Raw genomic sequence first — 20759 nt, forward strand, 5'->3', positions numbered from 1 at the left:
TCACAGTCGCCATGAGCGGAGAATCTCGAGTTCCGCGCGTGGCGGCAGTAGGTGGGTGTGACCGGACAGCTGACGTACCTGAATCACGGCCTCGCTGAATTCGGTGTGGATGAATTCGATCTCTCCAGGCGTGAGTAGTCCGGCGGCGGCCAATGGCGCCAGCTTGACGGTGTCGTTCATGACCCGTTTGAACTTCTCGAGCCGGGCGAATTTGACCATGTCGGGGCCACCTAGTTCGCGAGGCACCTCGATCCCGGGAATGAGATGGCCCAAACGGGCCCAGTCGTAGGCGCTCGGACCGGTGACGGCGAGTTCCCAGTCGAGCAGTGTTACGCGTAGTTCGTTGCTGATGAGGAAGTTTCCCTCGTTCGGGTCGGCATGCAGGATGTGGTGGCGGGATTCCCGCATCGAGCCAGCATCATCGATCAGCGGTTCGAGAGGATTTCCGCGGAGCAGGCCGAACTCGTCGAACAGGTGACCGAAGCGGTCATAGTGCTGCCGGTAGAAATTTATCGTGTACCAATCGATATGGTTCAGGTACCACCCGCCGGTGTCACCGCTGGCCACGCCCGGTGGCGTCAGCTGATGCAGCAGTGGATGGTCCTCCGGCATCGCACGCAGCTGCTCGTGGATGTTCGCGAAGGTCCGCACTATCAGGCTCTGATGGGACCGGATCGTTCTCCGGTCGGCCCGCCGAAAGGTCTCGGCGAGATTGTCTCCCCGCGCGAGCCTTTCGATGAGAATTGGCGCCGATTCGTCGATGACGCGCCCGTCCGGCATGCGGCCGGTGATGACGTTCAGCAGTTGAGGTGCGTTCCGGACGTATCGAGAGATGACGGGGAGGGTTTTGTGCTCGGGTCCGAAACGGGGATCGTAGCTGCCGGTATCGGGTATACCGATGCGCAGGACCAAACCGAGGTCTTCGAGAATGACTGTCGTGTTGTAGGTTCCGGACAGCGAATCATGGAGCAGTGGTTGTGCTGCTCGGTACACGGTCAGACCCTCGTCGCGAGTCATGATCCGTCCCCGGACGCCCTCGAGCGGCCGGTATTCGTGCGCTGGGAGCAGCTGAGACAGATCGCGGACGGTGGTGGGGGTCTCGATCAGCGGAGCGGCTGATCGGCTGGAGGCGTGTGGTGCGGATTCGAGATCGGATCCGCGTCCGACCACGATCAGTCCGATGGTTTCCGGATCGCCGTTCCGGTCGCGGTGGGGGTTGAGCGTGTACACATGTTCGGTGCCGGTATCGAGCTGACTGGCGGTGGGCAGTCGGTCGCCGGCCGAGCCGGGAACAAGGACGATCTGGTCCACAGCTCGACTCAGCTGCAGAGTATCGGCGGCCGAGCGCAGCACACCGATACCGTCGCCGTGCCCGATCACGGTCGACACACGAACCATTCGATCCCACATTTCGTCGCTGCCGTCGAGGGCCAATTCGCGGGTCGCGTCGTAGGCGATGAGTTCCCGCGCCACGAGGTCCCCGGCTGTGTCTCGGGTTTCGACGACGCTGTCCATCGCCGTGGTGTCCGGCTCAGCGGTGTGCGAAGGTGCGTCGATCTCACGCGGTAAGCCGACAGTGAACATGATCGCCACGCGGTCGCCGCGGGGCGCATGCTCCTGCGCTTTCACGTACTGCTGGCAAGCGTGCCTCGACCAGTGCGATAGGTCGGCAACAGGTGTGTCGGCTCCGATGACGTTGAATGCCATGAACGATGCGCTGTCGGCTTCGCCGATCGAGACGACAGCTCGGCCCGTGCCGCCTTCCGCGACGGGATCGTAGGAGACCAGCAGCACCGGTGGCGGGCTGGATCCGGGGATGGCGAGTCTGCGGGCACCGCGTCTGAGTTCTGCCAGGTGGTCGCGCAGCGCGTCGAGTGCATTCCAGCGCTCGGGCGCCACGCGGGGGGATTCGAGGTCACGAGCGAGTGATAGCCGATTCGCTAGATCCCGCGCCCGGTATCCGATGCCGGGGGCAGCCCCGATGATGTGGGGATACTGTTTCAGCACCGCCAACTGCATCTGCGACACCGAGAAGTCCGTGGCCCCCGCCAGCAGACTGCCGATCGTTACAATCCCGCTGGTCCATCTTCCGAGCCGGTCCCACCATCGCATGTTCGCTCCGACACTGTCGAAGGTGTCCTCGAACAAATCGCTTCGGCTCAGCAATGACCGAATGTCGGCCTCGGATCCCCGTTCGTTTCGCAGCAAGTCCATCGCGGTTGCGACAAGAGCTCGCTCGTCATCGGTGGTATTCCAGTCCCGCGGAAGGTCGGCATCCAGACGGTTTCGCAGAGGGGCGTAGTCGATCCCTGGCTGCTGACTACCCAGCCCCCACAGCGCCCGTACTCCCCAGGAAAACGAATCGATGATGGCGGAGTCCGAGCCGATGCTGAAATAGTCCGACAGGATTTCATGTATGCGTCGCGATCGAACTTCGGGCGATCGGCGGGAGTCCGCGACCATGATGTCTTCGTGCAGTCTGTGTATTTTGTCGGCGACGTCTTGGAGCGCGTAGATGGCAGAGCTGTCTGTGAAGCGTGTGGTGGCCTCGGCCAGCAGGCCGTCGACCTGACTCAGATAGTCCAGGCCCAACGCGGAATTGCTGGTGGGGAGCAGGTAGAACGCCGCATCGAGCAGATCCGGCAGTGCAGTGGCGACCGTCGCGGCGAACAGCCGGTCCGAGCCGGTTCGCGCCCGATCGAGCGCCGCGGCGTGAATGGGCAGAGACTGGAAGATCTCGGCGTACCTCCGTGAGAAGATCTCACTGGATCGCTGCCGTAGCAGCGTCTCCAGGACTATTGCCCACTGCGTGACCATGTGAGCCGTCGCGTTGGCGCGCACCCCGCTCCAGCGGAACGACTCCGCCAGCGGCATATGCTCCGTCGTGAGGGCAGCATCCGGCGGGAATGAGCCCTCCTCGGGCCACATGCTGTGCTGGCCGGCTTCTTCGATATAGCGTGCGATTTCCGCGATATGTGCAGGGACCGTATGGTGCGCAGCACCCACCGACCAACGGTCCTCAGTAGACGTACGGGTCACAGCGAACGCGGCGTCGAGCACGGCCGTCATGGCGGCGTGCAGGTCGGCGACGGTGCGACGGTTGGCCCGCAGCCAGTGCCCGATGGCAAACAACTCGCGGTAGGTGGTCGGCGCGCTGGAAGGAACGCTGTCGCCGAACCGGCGAGTCGCTTCTGTCACGATCGCGCCCAACAGACGCGCCGGATTGGTCACATCGTCTGTCACCGACCGCGGTTTGCCGCGATGGATGGCCGCTATCTGTTCGGTGACCGCGCGGGTGAAACTGATCTGCAGGTGCTGGAGGTTGTTGTCGGAGAGGCGTGCGGCCCAATCCTGGAGGGTGCCGAATGTGGCCTCGACGCGGAAGGTCGACAGCGCAGCGCTGGCGATTCGCTCGGCCTCGCTCGGTCCACCGCCGAACGCGCCGCCATTCGGGTCATTCGGATTCGCGGCATGCGCCACCACGCCGTCGGGCAGACCGCGCGGTACGCCGCCGAAGGGATCCGCCACTGCCGGTGACGGACCGAAACCGAGCCCATCCAGACCACGGGCACGGTGCGACGGAAGATCCAGCACCGCGGCCGGATCGAATGGCGCATGTGTGCCGGGACCGAGCGCTTGCGCATGCCGGGCGGTCCTCGGGTCGTATGCCACGTCTCGCTGATCGACCAGGGGCTCGGGAAGGTTCCCGGTCCTAGAGGTGGTATTCGCATCTTCGAGAGGCAATACCTCATCCCTGGACTGCGCTGCGACCGATGGTGCCGGGGCGTGAGGGCTCACCGCGAATGCGCCTTGCTCTCGAAGGTTCGGGTCGGCGGCATGCGCGACCGCACCGTGGGGCACTCCGCGCGCCACTCCGCTGAATGGATTCGGAACCGGGGCCGGCGGATCGAATCCCAGCCCATCCAGACCACGGGCACGCTGCGGCGGAAGATCCAGCTCGTAGTCCGGTACCGAGTCCCATCGGCCGCGCGTCCAGTACATCCACTTCGGAAACGGCAGTGGGGCGGATTCGGCGCGCCGGATCGCTTGTATCCGCTGTTCGTCGCGCCGAAAGGCCTTACTCGCCCACGCGTCTCGTTCGGCACGGAAGTGGCTCGCGATGACGGGCAGCGCGTCCATGCCCATCATGTGGGAGACGCCGCGGAAGAGATACAGCTTCGATGTCGGGATCAGCCTGGCGTTATCACGGCTGTGGTCGACAGGTGAGAATTGATCCGCGGCGCCGTGCACGATGTCTACCGGAACGCGGTACTGGTCGAACCGGATTCCCCAGTGTGTGGTCAACTGAATGGCGTCGTCGGCCCATGCTTGCAGGTAGTTGCGCAACGCGCGTTGATAACCGCGTGCGAGTTCATCGCGGTGTGTGCCCACCCACATGTGGTCCATCGTGGTGAAGGCATCCTGGTTGTAGCGGAGCAACCACTCCCCGTCCCGCGCGATGTTCTCGGCCATCTCGGTGAGCGCCGCGGTCATGGCTTCGGTGTCGGGCCTGGCATAGATCCGTTGGTTCGCCTCGGCCATGCCAGCCATCCACTCACCCATGTCGTCGAGCCGCGGAGCGGTGCCCACGAGCGAGACGACGCGGTCGACATGGTCGGGGTCGAGCGCGCCGACCGCGATGGCCACCGATCCACCGCCGGATCGTCCGAGCACGGAATAGCGTTCGAACGCGAATAGTTCGGTCGCGATGTGAATGATGTCGCGGGCGCAATCGGCCACGGTGCGCCCGGGCAGCGGATCCGAGTCGCCGTAACCGGGTCGTTCCACGACGATTAGCGTGAATCCGCGGTCGTACAGCTGGTGATGATCCGGCAGCGGGCCATCGATTCCGACCGGTGTGCCGGGCGAGAGTAGGACCGGGTAACCGTATGGATGGCCCAATTGGCGGAAATGAACAGTCCGGCCGTCCGGCATCCGGGCGGCGTAGAGATTCGAAACACGGCCCAAGTCGGCGGTTTCATCGGGTTCGGGGACAGCTCGTACTGTCTCATCCGGCAGTGCGGCTCGGTGGCCGCTATGACGGGTCCGCTCGCGCCGCGCCTCGATCGAGTCGTGTTCCGGCCGAACGTGAATAGCTCGCATCGAGTTCGCCGGAGCGATCTCGGTGGCCGTGCCTGTGTCACTGTCGGCGGGATCGAGCAGTTGTGCCGCCGTTCTTTCGGGAGCGGCGACACTCCGCTTCTCTGCCTGTTCGCTCTCGGGGAGGATCAGTCGACCGCCTGAGTCGGCTTGCTCGGTCCATTCGAAAATGGTTACGAGGAGTTCGATTTCCCCTACTTCTTCCGCGCGGCCTGCGTCAGCGGCAAGCTCGGCGACGCGGTCGATCGACCGTCGAATCTCGGCCAGCAGGTCTTGTGCTTCGGCTGGTGCCAAGGTCGCGCGGACGAGAGGATAGCCGAGCAGCCTGTTCATGGCGTCACGGTAGGCCCGTTGGTAGGCGTGTTGCGGATGGAAGACCGAGTCCATCGCCAGTTGGTGGTCCGGGCCGGCGACCACCGGCACGTCGTCGATCACTGTGCCGGTAGTGCTGAGACGCGCGAGTTCGGCCTCGATCTTGTTGTACGCCCGATTCAGCCGATCCGCGCTGACCGCCTTGCCCTCTCGATGGCGTTGCACGGTGATCCCGTTCATTTCGGCCATCCGCGCCTGTAGGGTGCCGATCCGTTGGGTGGCCTCCGGGCTGGGGTCGACCGCTGAACCTCGTTCCGCGGCTGATGCTTCCGGCTTGCGATCGCGAATTCCGGGCGCGGTCGAGTGCTTGGAAGCAAGGTGGTGCGCGGCGGGGCCGGGCGGAACGATCAGCTTGCGCCCGCTCAGGCTGCTGTCCACCCCAGGGAGAGCCGCAGCGGAGTTCCGGCAGGCCGCACAGTTCTCCAGGTGCTCCTCGACCTCGGCTCCGACCTTCCGGCCCATGCCTATGAGTGCCCACATGCCGAGTTGCTCGACTGTGGACCGGCATGAATTCATCGCGTGATGGGAGAGTTCGTGGAGCAAGACGCGGCCGGCTGCTACACCCTGACGGCGCAAGTACGGACGGACGACCTCGTTCAAATACTGCACCTCGAGCGGCTTGGAGGCGATCTTGTCGAATATGGCAACCGTCAGATAGCGCGTGAGCAGGAAGTCGGGGGATTGCGGGTCCAGCTCTCGGCAACCGGGATAGTGCACAGTCCACAGTGCGTCGTGGCTGAACATCAACCACAGTGCGTACTCTTCCGGAGTGAGGACGGGATCGCGGCCCGCCACCATGAGGTTGTAGCCTTCGGCATAACGTCCCGCCACCATGAGGTTGTGCCCCTCCGCGCGTAGCAGGCGTCCCCCGACGTAGGCCATGTCTCCCTGGCGAATCTGCTTGGTCTGGGGCAGTTCATCCCCGGACACTCCCCGCCAGAACTTCTCAAAAGCCGTCATCTCCTTCACATCGGCGCGATTCGACTCGCGTTCCTGCGCGTCAACCCGCATGGTCCGCTTCTTCTCGGCATCGGTTTCCCCACGGCCCGGAATGACCCGTCGTTGCTGGAGCGTCGCCGGTCCGGAAGTCGCATGGGGCGCGTTCAGCAGTCTCTCGGCTCCGAGTGTCAACCGTACGGCTGCGTCGACCCCCGCGTACAGCGGAGTCCGTCGAATCGCCCGCCGCCGCATCCAAGCTTTTCGCTCGGCGCTTTCGATCCACTTCCGGCCGGACAGCTCACCCTCGCGAGGCAGCGGGAATTCCCAGAAGTACCAGAAGATCTCCTTCCACGGACGCAACCGCTCCATGAGTTCTTCCAGCGATGGATCGGCGGGCAACACGTGCACGTCGGGCACGATCAAGCTGCGGGTGGGGTCGGCGGGCACTATCAAGCCGGCGGGACTAAGACGAATGCCGCCGCTTGTAGCCGCGTGAGCACCTGACTGTCCGGCGCTGCCGACGGTGCCGGATTCGGTCTCGTGAACTGCCGAATCGATGTGTTCCCGACCGGGCCTCCTGAACGCATGCCCATCCAGCCCCACGTTCGGATCTACCGCGTGCAGCTTGCCGAAGTCGAACCGCTGCCCGCGCGGCGGCGGTACGGCGCCCTCGTTATCCCATTTCTTTCGCTCGGGTACATCGAGACCGGAACCGGCTTCCGCTCCGAAACCGGGGACCTCACCTCGCAAAGCGAGAACGTCGTCCGGTCTGGGGCCTCGCTCGTCGTTGGGCGTCTGGTCTGTGGCGTCGTCCGGTGACATGGGCGTGGAAGTTCGCGGTAACTCGCGTGCGGCTCGGAAGAGATCCTCTGGATCGCCGTCGCGAGTAGGGAAAACGGACTCGTCCACCATTCCCTGGCCGACCATCCGCATGCCCAACTCGGTTTCGTACAACGTGTGGTGGTGCGGGATCATGAACGCTGCCACAGCGCCACGGAACGCTCCCTCCCACTCTTTCGGCAGCCCCAGCCAGGTGAAGCGCGACATCAAACGGGCCGCACTGCCCGAAATGCCGGCCGCCAACGGGAAGCCTCGCTCGACAGCGACTTCGCGGAACCAGGGGCTGCCGGGTTCGAATTCGACAAGTGCCACGCCGGGGCGCCAGGTCAGCGGAACGGCATAGCGATCGGTGTCCAGCGCCAGTGCTGTCGCCGCGTCCACCACTCCTTCGTCGCGGTAGACGAGCACAGCTTCGACTACTGCGTCCCCGGCGTCATCGCGGACGCGGCGACCGTTCTCGTCGTAGCGGTAGAGCGGGAGTACGTGACTGACCGTGTCGTCCTCGGCCCGCAAAGTAGTTTCCAGCTTCACCACATCGACCCGGCCTCGGCGACGCGGAAGACTCGCGTCGAGGTCGAGCCGATCGATGCGCAAGGCATGCAGTTCGCCGGGGATCGCCTCGAGTTCGCGTTGTGACAGGGGCATGCCGAGCAGCGCCCAGTCCTGCACCGTCAGGTGCCTGCGCAGCATCATGTCGGGCGTACGGTTCTTGCTCGCCTCGACCCGGCCCTCGTATTCCGCGAACGCCTCGCGTGCCGCGGCGCTGTCGAGCACGGCATGGTTCACGTCGCGCAACTCGGCCGCCGTGACCGTCGGACCGTTTCGCAGGATCGATGCTCGGACGTCGCGCAGCGCGGCGACGTCCAGTCCCAGTTCGCCTGCCTTCTCCGCCCAATCCGGCCGATTCAGCAGTTTCGCCAGACCCTCGTCCAACGTCGTGCCAGCGGCGGCATCGCCCAGCTGCGCGTTCCGGATCATCGCGTTGAGCACGGCCGACATCAACTCACGGGGATTGCCGTCGCGGCGAAGTTCCGCCAAGGACACCGAACGCTCGACCATGCCGCCCCACCGCTCGTTCTCCGGTGCGTAGAAAGCGGCGTCGATTTCCTCCGGCGTGGCCTCGGGATGCAGGGCGCTCAACAGCTTCCGTAGCCGGTCCAGCACCGCGACAGTCACCTCCCTGGTCTCCGGCCGCTGGTACAGCCGGCGCCCCAGTTCGACCTCGTCCCGCATGCGCAATGGTCGCCATCCGGGACGTTCCGCGGTTTCGGGTGGGGTAGCGGGTTCGGTCGTTGTCGGATCGTCCTGCGTCCCACCGCGGGCGAATCCACCGCCGTCCGCGTGGGGTTCCACCAGCCCATTCATTCGCTTGTGCTTGGAGACCGGGCCGCCACGGTCCCATGGCTTGCCCCGGTCGTCGAAGGGATCGATGAGGTCGGGGACGCCGCCGATCAGGCCGACGCGCCGGGCAACGGCAGGTCTGCGAATCGGGGTGGCGGTACCATCGGCCGCCGCGGGTACCCGCCCTGCATCCGCTTCGCCGTCAACCGTTGTGGATCGTTGCCGGTCATCGGAATCGGTGACACCTTCGGTGGCCACCGTCGTTTCCTTATTCTCGACCGTCGCCTGGCGGTACAGCTGATCCGCGAACTGAGGCCGCGGCCGTTGCACCGCGTGGGCTTGCTCGAATGCGTAGGCGTACCCGATCAGCGTGGGTTCGCTCCATGCCGCGGCCCGGAAGGTCACATTGACATGTTCTCCGGCTGGATGGTCGGGAGTGGCCGGCGTGCGGGCCGCTGGGACGATGATGCACGGATAACCGGCCTTGTCGCCCATTATCGTTCCGTACTCGTAGACGGATACCAATGCGGTGAGTTCGTGCTCGGCCATCGCCGCGTCGATCCGGATTTTGCTCTCGGCGAGGTCCAATTGAAGGTCTGCCTGGTATTTCGCCGTGTCGGCGCTGTCCGCGCCGAGGTCCTTCGCCTGCGCGGCGATGAGGAGGTCTTGGCCGTATTTCAAGGCGGTTTCGGCGTGGGCGTTGTTGTAGGCGATGATGTCGGCCAAATCTTTCATAGGGGCGTCAGCGGGCAGCTGTGAAAGATATGTGTTCAGGTCTCGCTTCATTTCGTAGGAGAACACGCTCGAACAGGCCGGATTGTGGTCTTGAAAGCTGTGTGAGGTGTCCAGATCGACGGTGATCAAGGTGGCGCCCCGGGCCTTCAGCGTGCTCAACGCCGCATCCCACAACCGCCGCTTCGGAGTGCCCTCTGGTTCAACCCCTACCGTCAGGACGCCGATGCGCGCACCGCGGAGTGCCTCCGGATTCAGATCCGCGGTGAAGTCGTGGCCCGCCAGGGGATTGTGCGCGGTGGCAGGGTCTCGTGGATCGACGCCGACGAGCGCCGTCAGCAATACCGCGGCGCCGGTGACGTCCGGACTGTGCGCTCCCGGGGAGTCCCGGGTGGTGGACATGGGCACGCCACCCACGCGGGGCACAGCACCGACAGTGGGTTTGAGCCCGACTATCGAGTTCCAGTTGGACGGAGTCGTAATCGAGCCGGATGCTTGGGAGCCGATGGCGAGCGGCACAAGCCCGGCCGCGACACCGACGGCAGATCCTGAACTGGAGCCCCCCGGAACCAGAGAGACGTCGATCGGATTGAGGGTCTGGCCGCCGTAGGAGCTGTAGCCATAAGGCAACGTGCTGCTCAGCGAACTTCCGAGTTCGGTGAGATTGGAGTGGCCGAGAATCACCGCGCCCGCTTCACGCAATTGCGCCACCAGCGCGGCATCCGTGGCGGGGTACGAGTTCGCCAGAGCCACCGAGCCCGCGGTGGTCGGCATGCCCGCGATATCGATGCTGCCCTTGATCAGGACCGGTACCCCCAACAGTGGGCCGTGCGCGGCGCCGGTTCGCCGGAGTTCGTCTGCGCGGGCAGCCTCCTCGAGTGCCCGGGGGTTGATGCCGATCACCGCATTCAGTTTCGAAAGCGCTTTTATACGTCGGAGACACAGTTGGGTCAGTTGCACGCTGGTGATCTGCCCGCTATCCAGCAGCTCGATCAGTTGCGAGCTCGTCACCGATACGAGGTCCAGCGCTGGTAACGCGTTCGGGCCTACCGCGCCCTCCGGATCGCTGCCCTCGACGCCTTCGTCGTTTCGCAGCGTGATCGCGGTGACCAAGGTGCCGTGCTGGAGGTGGAAGCGGCCCGAGAGGATGGTCAGTGACGGGTCGGACGTCGCGTCGGCTGTCACCCGCGCTTCGAACGTGCCAGCCCGGGCGTCAGCGGCATCGGGATGGACGGCGATTTCCACCTGGTTGTGCCTGAGTTGCTGCCCGGTCAGCCGGTGGTACAGGTCGATGACGTTGTCCTTGGCCGAGACCACGACCGAATCCCGGTGGAGTCGAGCCGCCGCGTGGTCCTTTGCGTCCAGGCTGATCGCTCGGTACGTCCCCACCGGGCCGAGCGCCACGGCGGCATAGTGCTGCGTGCGTGCGGTGGCACCGGTGAGATCTCCCGGCCAGAGCGGTGAACCATCGTCTCCCGTCCGAATCGGCTCGTCGCCGTAGCCGAGCGCCTGGAGTGCCTGCTGGGCGTTCAGCCATACGCTCAACACGGAGCTGCGCTCGTTGCCGAACGTTTCCACCGCATGGACGTCGTCGGGCAGTACGTGTCGGATCAAAGCCCCGTCGGTCGTTGTTTCGACGGGTGCTGAGATTGCGTCGTCGCCCCTTGCTGCCTCGGGTGATTCGACGTGCTGTGGCGGCGTTTCCCGCTTCGGGGCCGCCACCGGGTGGTCATCACCGTCGAGTAGTCCGAGGCGCAGTGCTTTCATGACGATCGGGATCTTCTCGCGGACTCCCAGCTTCTTGCCGAGGCTTATCCGGCGCTCGCTGATGCCGCGTACCGTCACCTCCTGCCTTTCGGCGAGCTGCTCATCCGTCAATCCCTCCGCTGTCAGGCGGAGCATTTCCATGTCCTTGGCGCTCAGACCGAAGGTATCCGGTGACGCGGAGGCGGTGACGACGCTGCTGAGCAGTCCGCGACGGCGTGCCTCTACCACCGCCGGAATCGACTTGGTCACACCAAGTTTCGTGGCGGCTGCTATTCGGTGGTAGGTGACCTTCCGTGGTTCCATGCCGAGTGCGGTCGCGATCTCGCTGAGCGACAGGCCTTGATAAAGCAGGGTGAGCACGGTGATCTCCGGGCCGGCGAGGCCACCCCGGCCGGGCAGCATCCGAATCTCCGGGGCTGAAGTGCTCGTGTCGGTTGCCTCGGCCTCACGCGACTCCGGGGACGTGACCGTCGGCGAGTCCGGCCGGGGCCGGGGATGGAGTTTGGTCCGGATTCGTGACTGCAGAACCCGCACAGTCGAGGCGGCGATATGCAAACTCTCCGCGATCTCGGCGACTGTCCGGCCCGCCGCCTGCAGTCGATTCACCTCGAGTTCCCGATCGGTCAGGGCCCGACGAGGCGTCGGCTCGACCGGCAATGTCGCGCGCACACCCTGTCCTGCGGCGATGGCGATACCCAATGCGCGAGCCGCGTCCCACAGGACCGGAGACTCGTTCGCGGGATCACCGGGCGGACGCAGCTGTGTGGCCGTCGTTGTCCGCTGAGCGGTCTGGAACCGGCGCAGCGGGGCTCGGTGATATGCGGGGAGGGCACCCAATTCCCGTCGCATGTCCGCTGTGGTCGCCTCGTTCCACGCCGCGATCAACGGGTCGGACTCAGAGAGACTCGCGCCGCGCACCAGAAAGAGCTGGACACTCCACCACATTTCGGCGATCCGGCGATGCTCAGCGATGACGTTACGGGCAACGAGGGCGACCCATTCCTCGAGACTCCGATCACCGATCTGGCCGAGATGGGCGACCACATTGCCGGCAACCTCTTCGAGAATCTCAGGCGCATGTCGGCTCCCGAGTGCACTGCCGGCCAGCTGAACGACGCGGTCGCCGAAAACTTCCTGAACGCGGCGGGTGGCCTGCTCGGCGTGGCCGTTAGCGACATCCTGCGCGATGAGTTCCTGGAGCTGATGGGACGGCGTCGTGTGCGCGTTGGATTCAGGCGCAGGATTTATGGCGCCGCTTTCAGACGCCGGGATTCGATCAACCGAGTCGTCGCCGGTCTGCCCGGCGCTGCCGGTCGAGCGAGACGCCGACTCGTGTGTCCCGGGACTGGCGGTCTCGGCGCTTTCACCCGAAGTGGGTCGGGATCCGCGTCCACCGACCGCCCATCCCTCCGGATGTGGGCCCACTGCGTGGACAAGGCCGGGATCGAATCTTTGCCCACGCGGTGGCTGCACCGTGCCGATGTCCCAGGCTTTCCGCTCGGGGATGTCCAGCGCCGATCCGGCGGACTCCGCGGGCGTTTCGCGCACCGCACTCGGCGAGGGGGGCGAATCGGCGTTGGCGAGCGAAAGGTCGACCACCACTGGGTAGTGATCGGTTTCGGTGAGCACGATGCCGCTGTGCGTCGTCTGTAGTTCGGCGGTCGCCATCACCTGGTCCGGCGCGCTGCCCCAAGGCACGGTCACGGTGGCCGGATCGAGCGCGACGGCCAGACCCAACTCGCCGATGAGCGCCCGGTATACGGAGCGTGGGTTATCGGTGTTGAAGTCGCCGAGCAACACGACCGGACCATCCGCCGCGGAGCGCAGGCCATCCACCAGAGAGCGCAGCAACTGCTCGATCGCCCTGGCATGCGCCGCGCCATCGACATCTTCGTGCTCCTCGTAGCTGCGGCCGAAGAAACCCAGCGGCGTCGGGTGCACATTCACATACCAGATACCGGCGATCCTGACGGCTTGTGCGTACCGGTCGAACTGCTCGTCCTGCTCCAGGACATGGTTCCCGAGCGTGAGTTCGAGCCCAGTTGCCGGCAGCAGGACGTCGAGACCGGCCTCGATCGGCAGATCGGTGAGCACGGCGAGGCTGATGGCCTTGGTCGTATCCATGTGCGACGGGCACATCACGGTCTCGTAGACGTTCCGGTAGCCGAGCGCGTCTGCCAGTTGCCGCGCGTTCGAACCGTCCGGGCCGACCTCGGACTCCTGCAAGAAGACGATCTGGGCGCCGATCTCGGGCAACTCCCGGACGAAGTACGACGGATCAGGGATGTAGTCGAACGCCTCATCCGACCGCGAACGGCGAGCGCCCGCGAAATTCCAAGTGACCACGCGGAGCGAGCCGGCATCGCTCACACCATCAGCGGCATCAGGACGGGCTGACCCGGGCGCGGCTTCGGGTATCGAGGAACGAACCCGGTCACTCAGAGCTGCGGTGGCACGATCCAAGGCGCCCGTGGCGCTGTTGCCCAACGGACGGTATTCGCTCGGTCGATAGACGATGCGCCCGGATCGCGGCGTCTCGGAGCCGTCCTCGACGACCTCCAGGCTCCACCGGCCGGACTGGGTGATCGACGCCGTCGCCGTCACCGCCTGGCGGCCCTGGCTCACTTCCCGCACCAGCGTCTCCGCCAGCGCCGCCGCATCATTCACGGCGGGCCCGATGTGGTTCCAGAACGGCATATCCGGTCTGATCATGACGAAGGCCAACGCGCGGATCGGGGGTGAGGCCTCGTCCGTCGGACCTACCCGCACAACCCGGGAAGCGACGACCGGATCATCTGTCAGTTTCGCCGACGCATCCGGAGGTTCGGGCGCCATCAGCGAGTCGCCGCGGAGATGGAAATCGCAGACCACTCGGCGACTGCCAGTGTCGTACCACTCGGCCCGCCAGCTCGTGGCGCCGACGTCCAATGTCTGCACAAGTTCTGGAGCTAAGTCGGCGGCACCTTCGTGTTCGATGATCAGCCGCAGGACGTCGGCGTGCGGTGCCTCGACCCTCTGCCGGATGGCCCCGTGCCGAGCGGCGTCGGCGACCACCGCGCGCACGGTCTCGACTGCAGCTGCCCTGGCGACGGTTGGCCACTGCGGCGCGACCTCCTCGATCGTCGCGCCGACCGATTCTTCCGCGGCATGCCGTGCGTATTCGAGCGATGACATGGGTGTGCCGCGGTCATCGAGACCATGGGTGTGTCCGGGCTGATGGAACGCCATGTCGGCGGGCGGCTCGGCGGCTGCGGTTTCGCCTGTCGGGTGTGTGGTCCCACGCTGCGCAGGTGTCTCCGTGGTCGTATCGGTTGAAAGAGCTACCTCCGGTGCGGCCGAGCTACTCTCCTGCGCCGACCGTGTCGTTTCACCGGCTGCGGGCTCGCTGACCGCTTGTGGCTCGGTGGGCTTCCTTGCAGGCGGCGCGGCATCCCGCAGTGGTTGCGGAACAGCGATTCCGGTGAGGATTACGCCGCCGTCGACCAGGAATCGACCGTGGAATTCGGTCAGTGGCTGGCCGTCGAGGGTGGATCGGTCCTCGACGAGCAGCCGTGCGGTGAAGGTGCCTGCCTCGAGATCGAACGTGATCAGTGCGTCTTCGAAGTCGAGCGCGCGGTGGGTCAGCGGGTACCACGCCTTGTAGACGCTTTCCTTGGCGGAGAACAGCACTCGGTCCCAGTGAACGCCGCGGTGTGTACCGATGCGACTGAGCCAAGCTTGCTCCTCGGGCAGCGCGATGCGATTTCGCAGCACATCGGAGATCGGCTCGTTGTGCGCGGCATCGATGCCGATCGATCGATGGTGTCGAGATACCGCGGCCACGTAGTAGCCGGTTTTCTGGGTGAGAGTGAAACCCAGTGTGTGGCTGATACTTCCCGCGATGCCGGGCTGCCACAGTGGCATTCCGCCGGGTACGTTGTCGCCCGCGCGCAGCACCGGTTCGACCGGTACGCCCAGGCGATCCAATGCTCGATGGGCGCACGTGCGCCCGTATACGATCTCGCGTTCGCGCACCCCCTCCGGATCCGACTGGATCGCATCAATCAGCACCTGTTCCTGCGGCAGCAGTGCGGCGGTGGGGTCCTCGCCGATGATTTCGGCTGTGGCCACCTCGGCGGGCAAGCCGAGACCCTCGACGATCGTCCGTCCCACTGGTGCGCGCACCTGGCCTGGTTCGACGGCATTCGTCTGGGCTGTTCGCGCGTCGAGTTCGTGATAAGTGGTGGTCGCCTCGATCAGGTCATCGAGTGCGCCGGCGCGCCGACGGTCGGCGCGCTGCTGGTCGGTCAGCTCCGACCGTGGCACACCGGCCAGCGGTGCCAGCTTGGTCCGCAACTCGTTCAGTTCGTCCTGCAGCTCAATGATGCGCAGGGAGCCCGGTTGCAGCTCTGCCGGATTGATCGACAGTTCTTCAGCAACGGAGTCGCGACGTGCCCGTGTCTGTTGAACCAGAGCCCGGTCGGGAGCGATCCTCGCCGCGTCGTGCCCGTGGACTGCGGTCGTTTCGTTCTGTGCCGCCTGCCGAGGCGGCGACTCTGCCGGGGCTTCCTCGTGCGGAGATCCGGGAGCGCGGATAACGTCGAATGGCGGAACCAGGGTGCCGTCCGGGGCCACTTCGATCCGAATACATACATGCCCCTCATCGGTCGTGAGCATCATGTCTCGACCGCCCCAGACATCCCCTGTGAAACCTTGTTCGTGCAGATGGTTCGACAGCAACCGGTGTGCGTCTCCGGCCGCCGCGTTGCACCCGACCAGCAGCAACTGACTTCCCGGATGTTGGGCAAAAGCGGTTTGGAAGTAATCACTCGACCACACAATCCGGCCGAATACGATCCCGTCGACGAGGACTCCCCGACGCTGTCCAGTCTCCCTATCTTCGATCGTGATCAGATAGCCGTCTTCTTCTGCGTGCGCGAACAAGACGATCGGCTCGAAATTTGTTTCGGCATCGAAGTACGGCGCTTTCTCGGGCTGCGGGTCGTCAGCCCACTGCGATGTCGGAGCTATGTCCGGCGTTCTTGTTGCCACATCCGACACCGGCCAGACGGGTATGAATTCCCGGTTTCCGGGCCTGTTGTCCGTCAGGCCCCACGCTCGAATTTCATCGGCATTTTGCTCGTCCCCAGGAAATCCTGCACCAGAGATCTTCCCGTCGGACGAAGACACCGGGATGATCCAAATATCGTCGAACTCGAATGCGATGTAGCCACCATTATCGTCCCAACCGTAAAAAGGAGCCTGCGGCGACGAGGACGAGTCGGAGTCGACCACACCGGTCTCGGACAGCGCTGGTTCGTCTGGGTTTTCGCGCGTGCTTTCGCTGGGCGCTCGGCTCATCCGTGCGGTGGAGGCCGCGTCCGGATCGTCCGGTGCTTCGGTCGCTTCCGCTTGCCCGCGGCGGCGCTCGCTGCCGGCACGCATCTCATTCTCGAGCCGAGCGACGGCGCGGTCGGCGAGCAGGAAGTTCTCGATCGCATCGGCGAGTCGCTGGAGCTGCGGGTAGCTCGTCGCATCGGCGAGCGCGCGTAGCTCCATCAGTGAATCGTCGGCGGATGTGTGGGCTGTGGGGCCAGGTTCCGATAGTCCTAGTAGGTTCGCCAATCTGCGATCCAGCTCCTCGCCTGGATCTGTGAGCTGCTGCTGTGTCACCGGATCGGCCTGCGCCGCGTTCGCGGCTTCAATGTCCCGAAGCACGGGAAGCCGCAGTGCGACCCAGTAGACGAGAAGGTCCATATCCTCGGCTGACGCCACAGCCGCCCAGCCTGCTTCGTCCAGCCCTCGAATCCACCGTTGAGCGATGGTCACTGCCTGCCGCACCCACCCGGCTCGCACCAGATCAGCGAGCACGCCCAATACCTCGGCCAGTTCGGCCCGTGTCGATTCCAGGCGAATGCGCAGTTCTTGCAGGTGAGCTCCCGGATCATCGGTCGCGCTGTCCACGGGCGCATCGCTGCCGTTGAAAATGGCTCCCGACCTGGTCAGCCACGGATCCACAACCCTGGTGTGGAATTCCTCAATCGCGGCGGTTACCCGATCGGCATCCTCGCCGAGGGCGATATCAGTGTATTTGGCTGTGATTGCGTCATTTTCGCGCGTGAGTACCAAGGTGATCCGGCCCGGCTTACCGAGAACCGGGTTGATCGAAAATACGATCGATAGCGAATCATCCGCCGGAACAACGGCCGTGACGTACATCCAGAACTGAGCGGTGGCCCCCGGGAACATGGTGCGAGCATCGGGAACTGCCGGGTGAGGGCTTTCGCCGCGCTGATCGATCAGCGGACCGGCGGTCGGCACGCCAACCGGGATTTGCTTTCGCCACAGGTCTCCAAGGATGCTGTCGTCGAATTCGACCGGTACACCGCGCTCGGCCATTTCGAACAGACCCTGGGCAACGTACTTCAGGTCGGCCGATGCCTTTGGCAGCATCTTACTGCCGAAGATAATGCGCACCCTCCGGCCACCGTCCATGAACCAATGCCCGAATGAATATACACGTATGTTGGGATCGGGAAATGTACTGTATAGCAGGGCATGCGTTCCAGGGGGAGCCGGCATCGAGCGGTCGCCATTGGCTGTAAGGAAGAATACATCACCTTCCGGCCCGGTGGTATAGGGCGCGTTTTCGTCATGGATCCCACCCCGCGTGGCGGTATACACATTCGTGTAGTCGAGCGTCGCGGCGATTTCCGGCGTGTACATGTACATGTGCGATGGCATTGGCACGGCGTCATACTCCGTGCGATTTCCGGCTTCACGGACGGTTGTGGTTGCGGCGGCCTCGGCCGTGGGGGTCTTCGGTTCCGAGGTCGCATCGGTCTGCTGCTGCGCCGAGAACGGGTCACCCTCAGAACCGGTGGTGTGGTAGGGCTCCTCGTAAGCGCCGAGGAACCACCCGCGAGAGTCCACGGTCGGCCGAATGAGGTCCAAATCCGCATCGTCATCATCATCGGACTCTTCGAGGGCGGTGGACGCCAGCGTCACTGTCTCGTATCTCGCCCGACGCGGCCGGTCTTTCCCCAGTGGCGTCTGGGACGGCGCCCCATGCGCACCTTCGACATCGGCCACGGACGCCTGCGGCGCTGCCTCGTCGTTCGCATCGAGTACCGGGGCGGATGTAGCCTCCGACTCATCTTCGGATGTGCCCCTCGGTTCGGGCTCGCCCGCGCGAGGCCAGCCACCGCCAACCGCATCGAATTGCGCGAGCTTGTCCACTCGTCTCGGTCCCGGACCGCCGTGATCCCAGGCTCTGCCGTGGTCGCCGAAAGGGTTTTCGAGGTCGGGAACGTCCATAGCCCCAGGAAGGGCTGCGGGTCGGGCCGGCCGTCGCGGTTCGGGTTGCTTGTGATCGCTCTGGTCGGATACCGGCGATGGCTGCGAGGGTGTGGGGTTGGTCGACGGATGGCTGTTTGCCAGATGTTTCATCAGCAGCGAATAGAGCACTCGCTGCCCATCCGTGGGCTCTTCCGCCTGTACGACTTCGACGACCGACTCCGCAAGCGCTGATCTCTCGTCCAGGTGCAGAGCCGGATCGGGCGACCCATTACCGGCGCGGAAGCTGAATTCGGTGAACTGGGATTCCAGCCAAGACCCGAAGTCCTCCTGATAGCGAGAGCTTCCTTTGTCTCTGCCATGAAGCCATCGGGTGAGCAATGCGGGAAAGACATCGTCCAGAACAGCACTACCGGCCCCGGAGACCATGAGCGATGCGAAGCGATACTTTGCCTCGGGGGCAATATCGGACGCACCGTATCTGAACTTATTCTGATGATCTATCGGGTGCTTGTCGCGAAGGTAATGTTGGTTGAACCATATCTCTTTCGTATACGCGTCGGCGTTCTCATCCGGCGTGGCTTTTATCGACAGGTCCATCGGCCGAAAACCCACCACGTCTATCTCGATCTCTGGGAAGATGTCCCACATCGTGTGGAGCCCTCGGAAGAAGGCGCGGACTTTCTTGCCGTCGTAGCCCGGGATATCGGCCCCAACCACCGGGATGCCGCGTTCAGCGGAGAACGCCGCCGCGAGGTCCGACGCATTCTCGGATCCTCTACCCCACTGGACGCGCGCGTGTCGCTCGATCTCCGGCAAAGGGGTATCGAGGAGATCCACCGACTCCGGGTCGCTGCGCAGCTGCGCGAACAGCAGCCGGTACAGTGTCCGCGCCGCGTCCGAAGCGTTGTCCCACCCGTTGAGCTCCACATCGGCGACCGCCGCCCGAGCGGCCTGCTGCACATCGAAACGGCTCGACAAAGCACGTCGGCCGAGGCGAATTCGGCTCCGTGGCCTGAGGACGGACTCGCCCAGCTGGCCGCGCAGCCAATTCTCGAACCCGGTGTCGTCATCGGCTCCGCGCTCGGGCCGAGTCCCGAGGTAATGCGAGTACAGGTAGTCGAATCCGCGTTCCCGCACGACGCCGACTCCGGCCTCGACGAGGACGCCACCGATCGCGCCGACAACAGAGGCATAAAGGCGTTCACCGGCCGACTCGGACAGTGCGTCGAGCAGTCGTGGGTCCACGGTTATCGACTCGATGAAAACCTGTCCACCATCGTCACGAGTGGCCGCGACGTCGATGTCTTTGTCGTCGCCGACTTTGCCGACCGCGATCACGGCGCCATTTCGCACGGCCAACTGCCGATGTCCGGTGAGCATGTGGTGCACACCGCGAGCCACATTCCGGGACGCCTCCGGCTCGGTGAAGCCGACCATCTCGACCTGCCACGTCCGACGCGACCACGCGGCGATTTCGACAGCCGTACCGCTGCGCAATACGTCCACGTCCAACCAGTCTCGGGAATCGTCCAGCGCAGCTGCCACGAGGTCAGCCGAGGCGTCGGAGTCAGGATTCGCCGCAGAGCGGTCGATGTTGTACTCGAACCACACCGTCTTGCCCCGTCGGTGCAGTTCGACACCCCATGCATCGGCGGTGTCGTCGACCATGACAATGCCCCGGCTCGGCGTCCGTGCCTGGTCCAGCGTCGGCAGTCCATAACTGTTGTCGGTGACCTCGACTCGTAGGACGCCCTGATCGGACATCGTCGCACGCACGAACGCATCCGAATCGGTGTGCAGGAAGACGTTGTCGACCAGTGCCGAGAACCCCAACTCCGGGAACAACGTCTGACTTCGCCCGGCATTCGCGAGCTGGGCGATGGTATGGCGAACCTCGGCGACCAGCTGCCGCTGGTCGCGGCTGATCCGTACGCCGGTCGTCAGATCCAGCGACGCGCGCTCACCGGGAGCATCGGTGTGGACGACGTCCCGCCAGCCCGATGTACGGGTGGGCGGGTAGTGACTGTACGGGAGCACGAAGCTGACTTCGCTGCCCGCCGGCTCGCGACGTAACGCGAAGCTCCATGAGGTGGCCGATCGGTCCAACTGCGGGACCCAGGAATCCTGCGGTCCCGGCAGGTGCGGCGTCGGCAATACACGGCCCTCGGCGGTGACGGTGCAGTGCAACGTGGCGGGATGCACCGACATCGCCACTCGCGCACTACGGCTGTGCCGAAACGCATCGTCCAACAGCGCGGAGATCAACCGAACGGCAATAGGCCGCTGCTGCGGGCTCAGCCAACGTTCTGGCACCAGACTCGTGATGTCCCATTGACCGAGGGCCCACTCCTCGCGGGCGATAGCTACCTCACGCGAGGTGGCCGCTCGTG

General features: G+C 64.8%; 1 protein-coding gene (only partly in view). It reads right to left on the reverse strand.

Annotated elements, in window-relative coordinates; all coding sequences use genetic code 11:
• Positions 1-20759 carry the 3' portion of an alpha/beta fold hydrolase gene (locus LTT66_RS12985; protein ID WP_233067175.1) on the reverse strand. The gene runs 18427 nt beyond the window's last position, so 20759 of the gene's 39186 nt are visible here — the last part of the coding sequence; its start codon lies off the right edge, out of view — the gene reads right to left on this strand; its stop codon occupies positions 1-3.

The sequence above is a fragment of the Nocardia gipuzkoensis genome (assembly GCF_021183645.1).
Lineage (GTDB): Bacteria > Actinomycetota > Actinomycetes > Mycobacteriales > Mycobacteriaceae > Nocardia > Nocardia abscessus.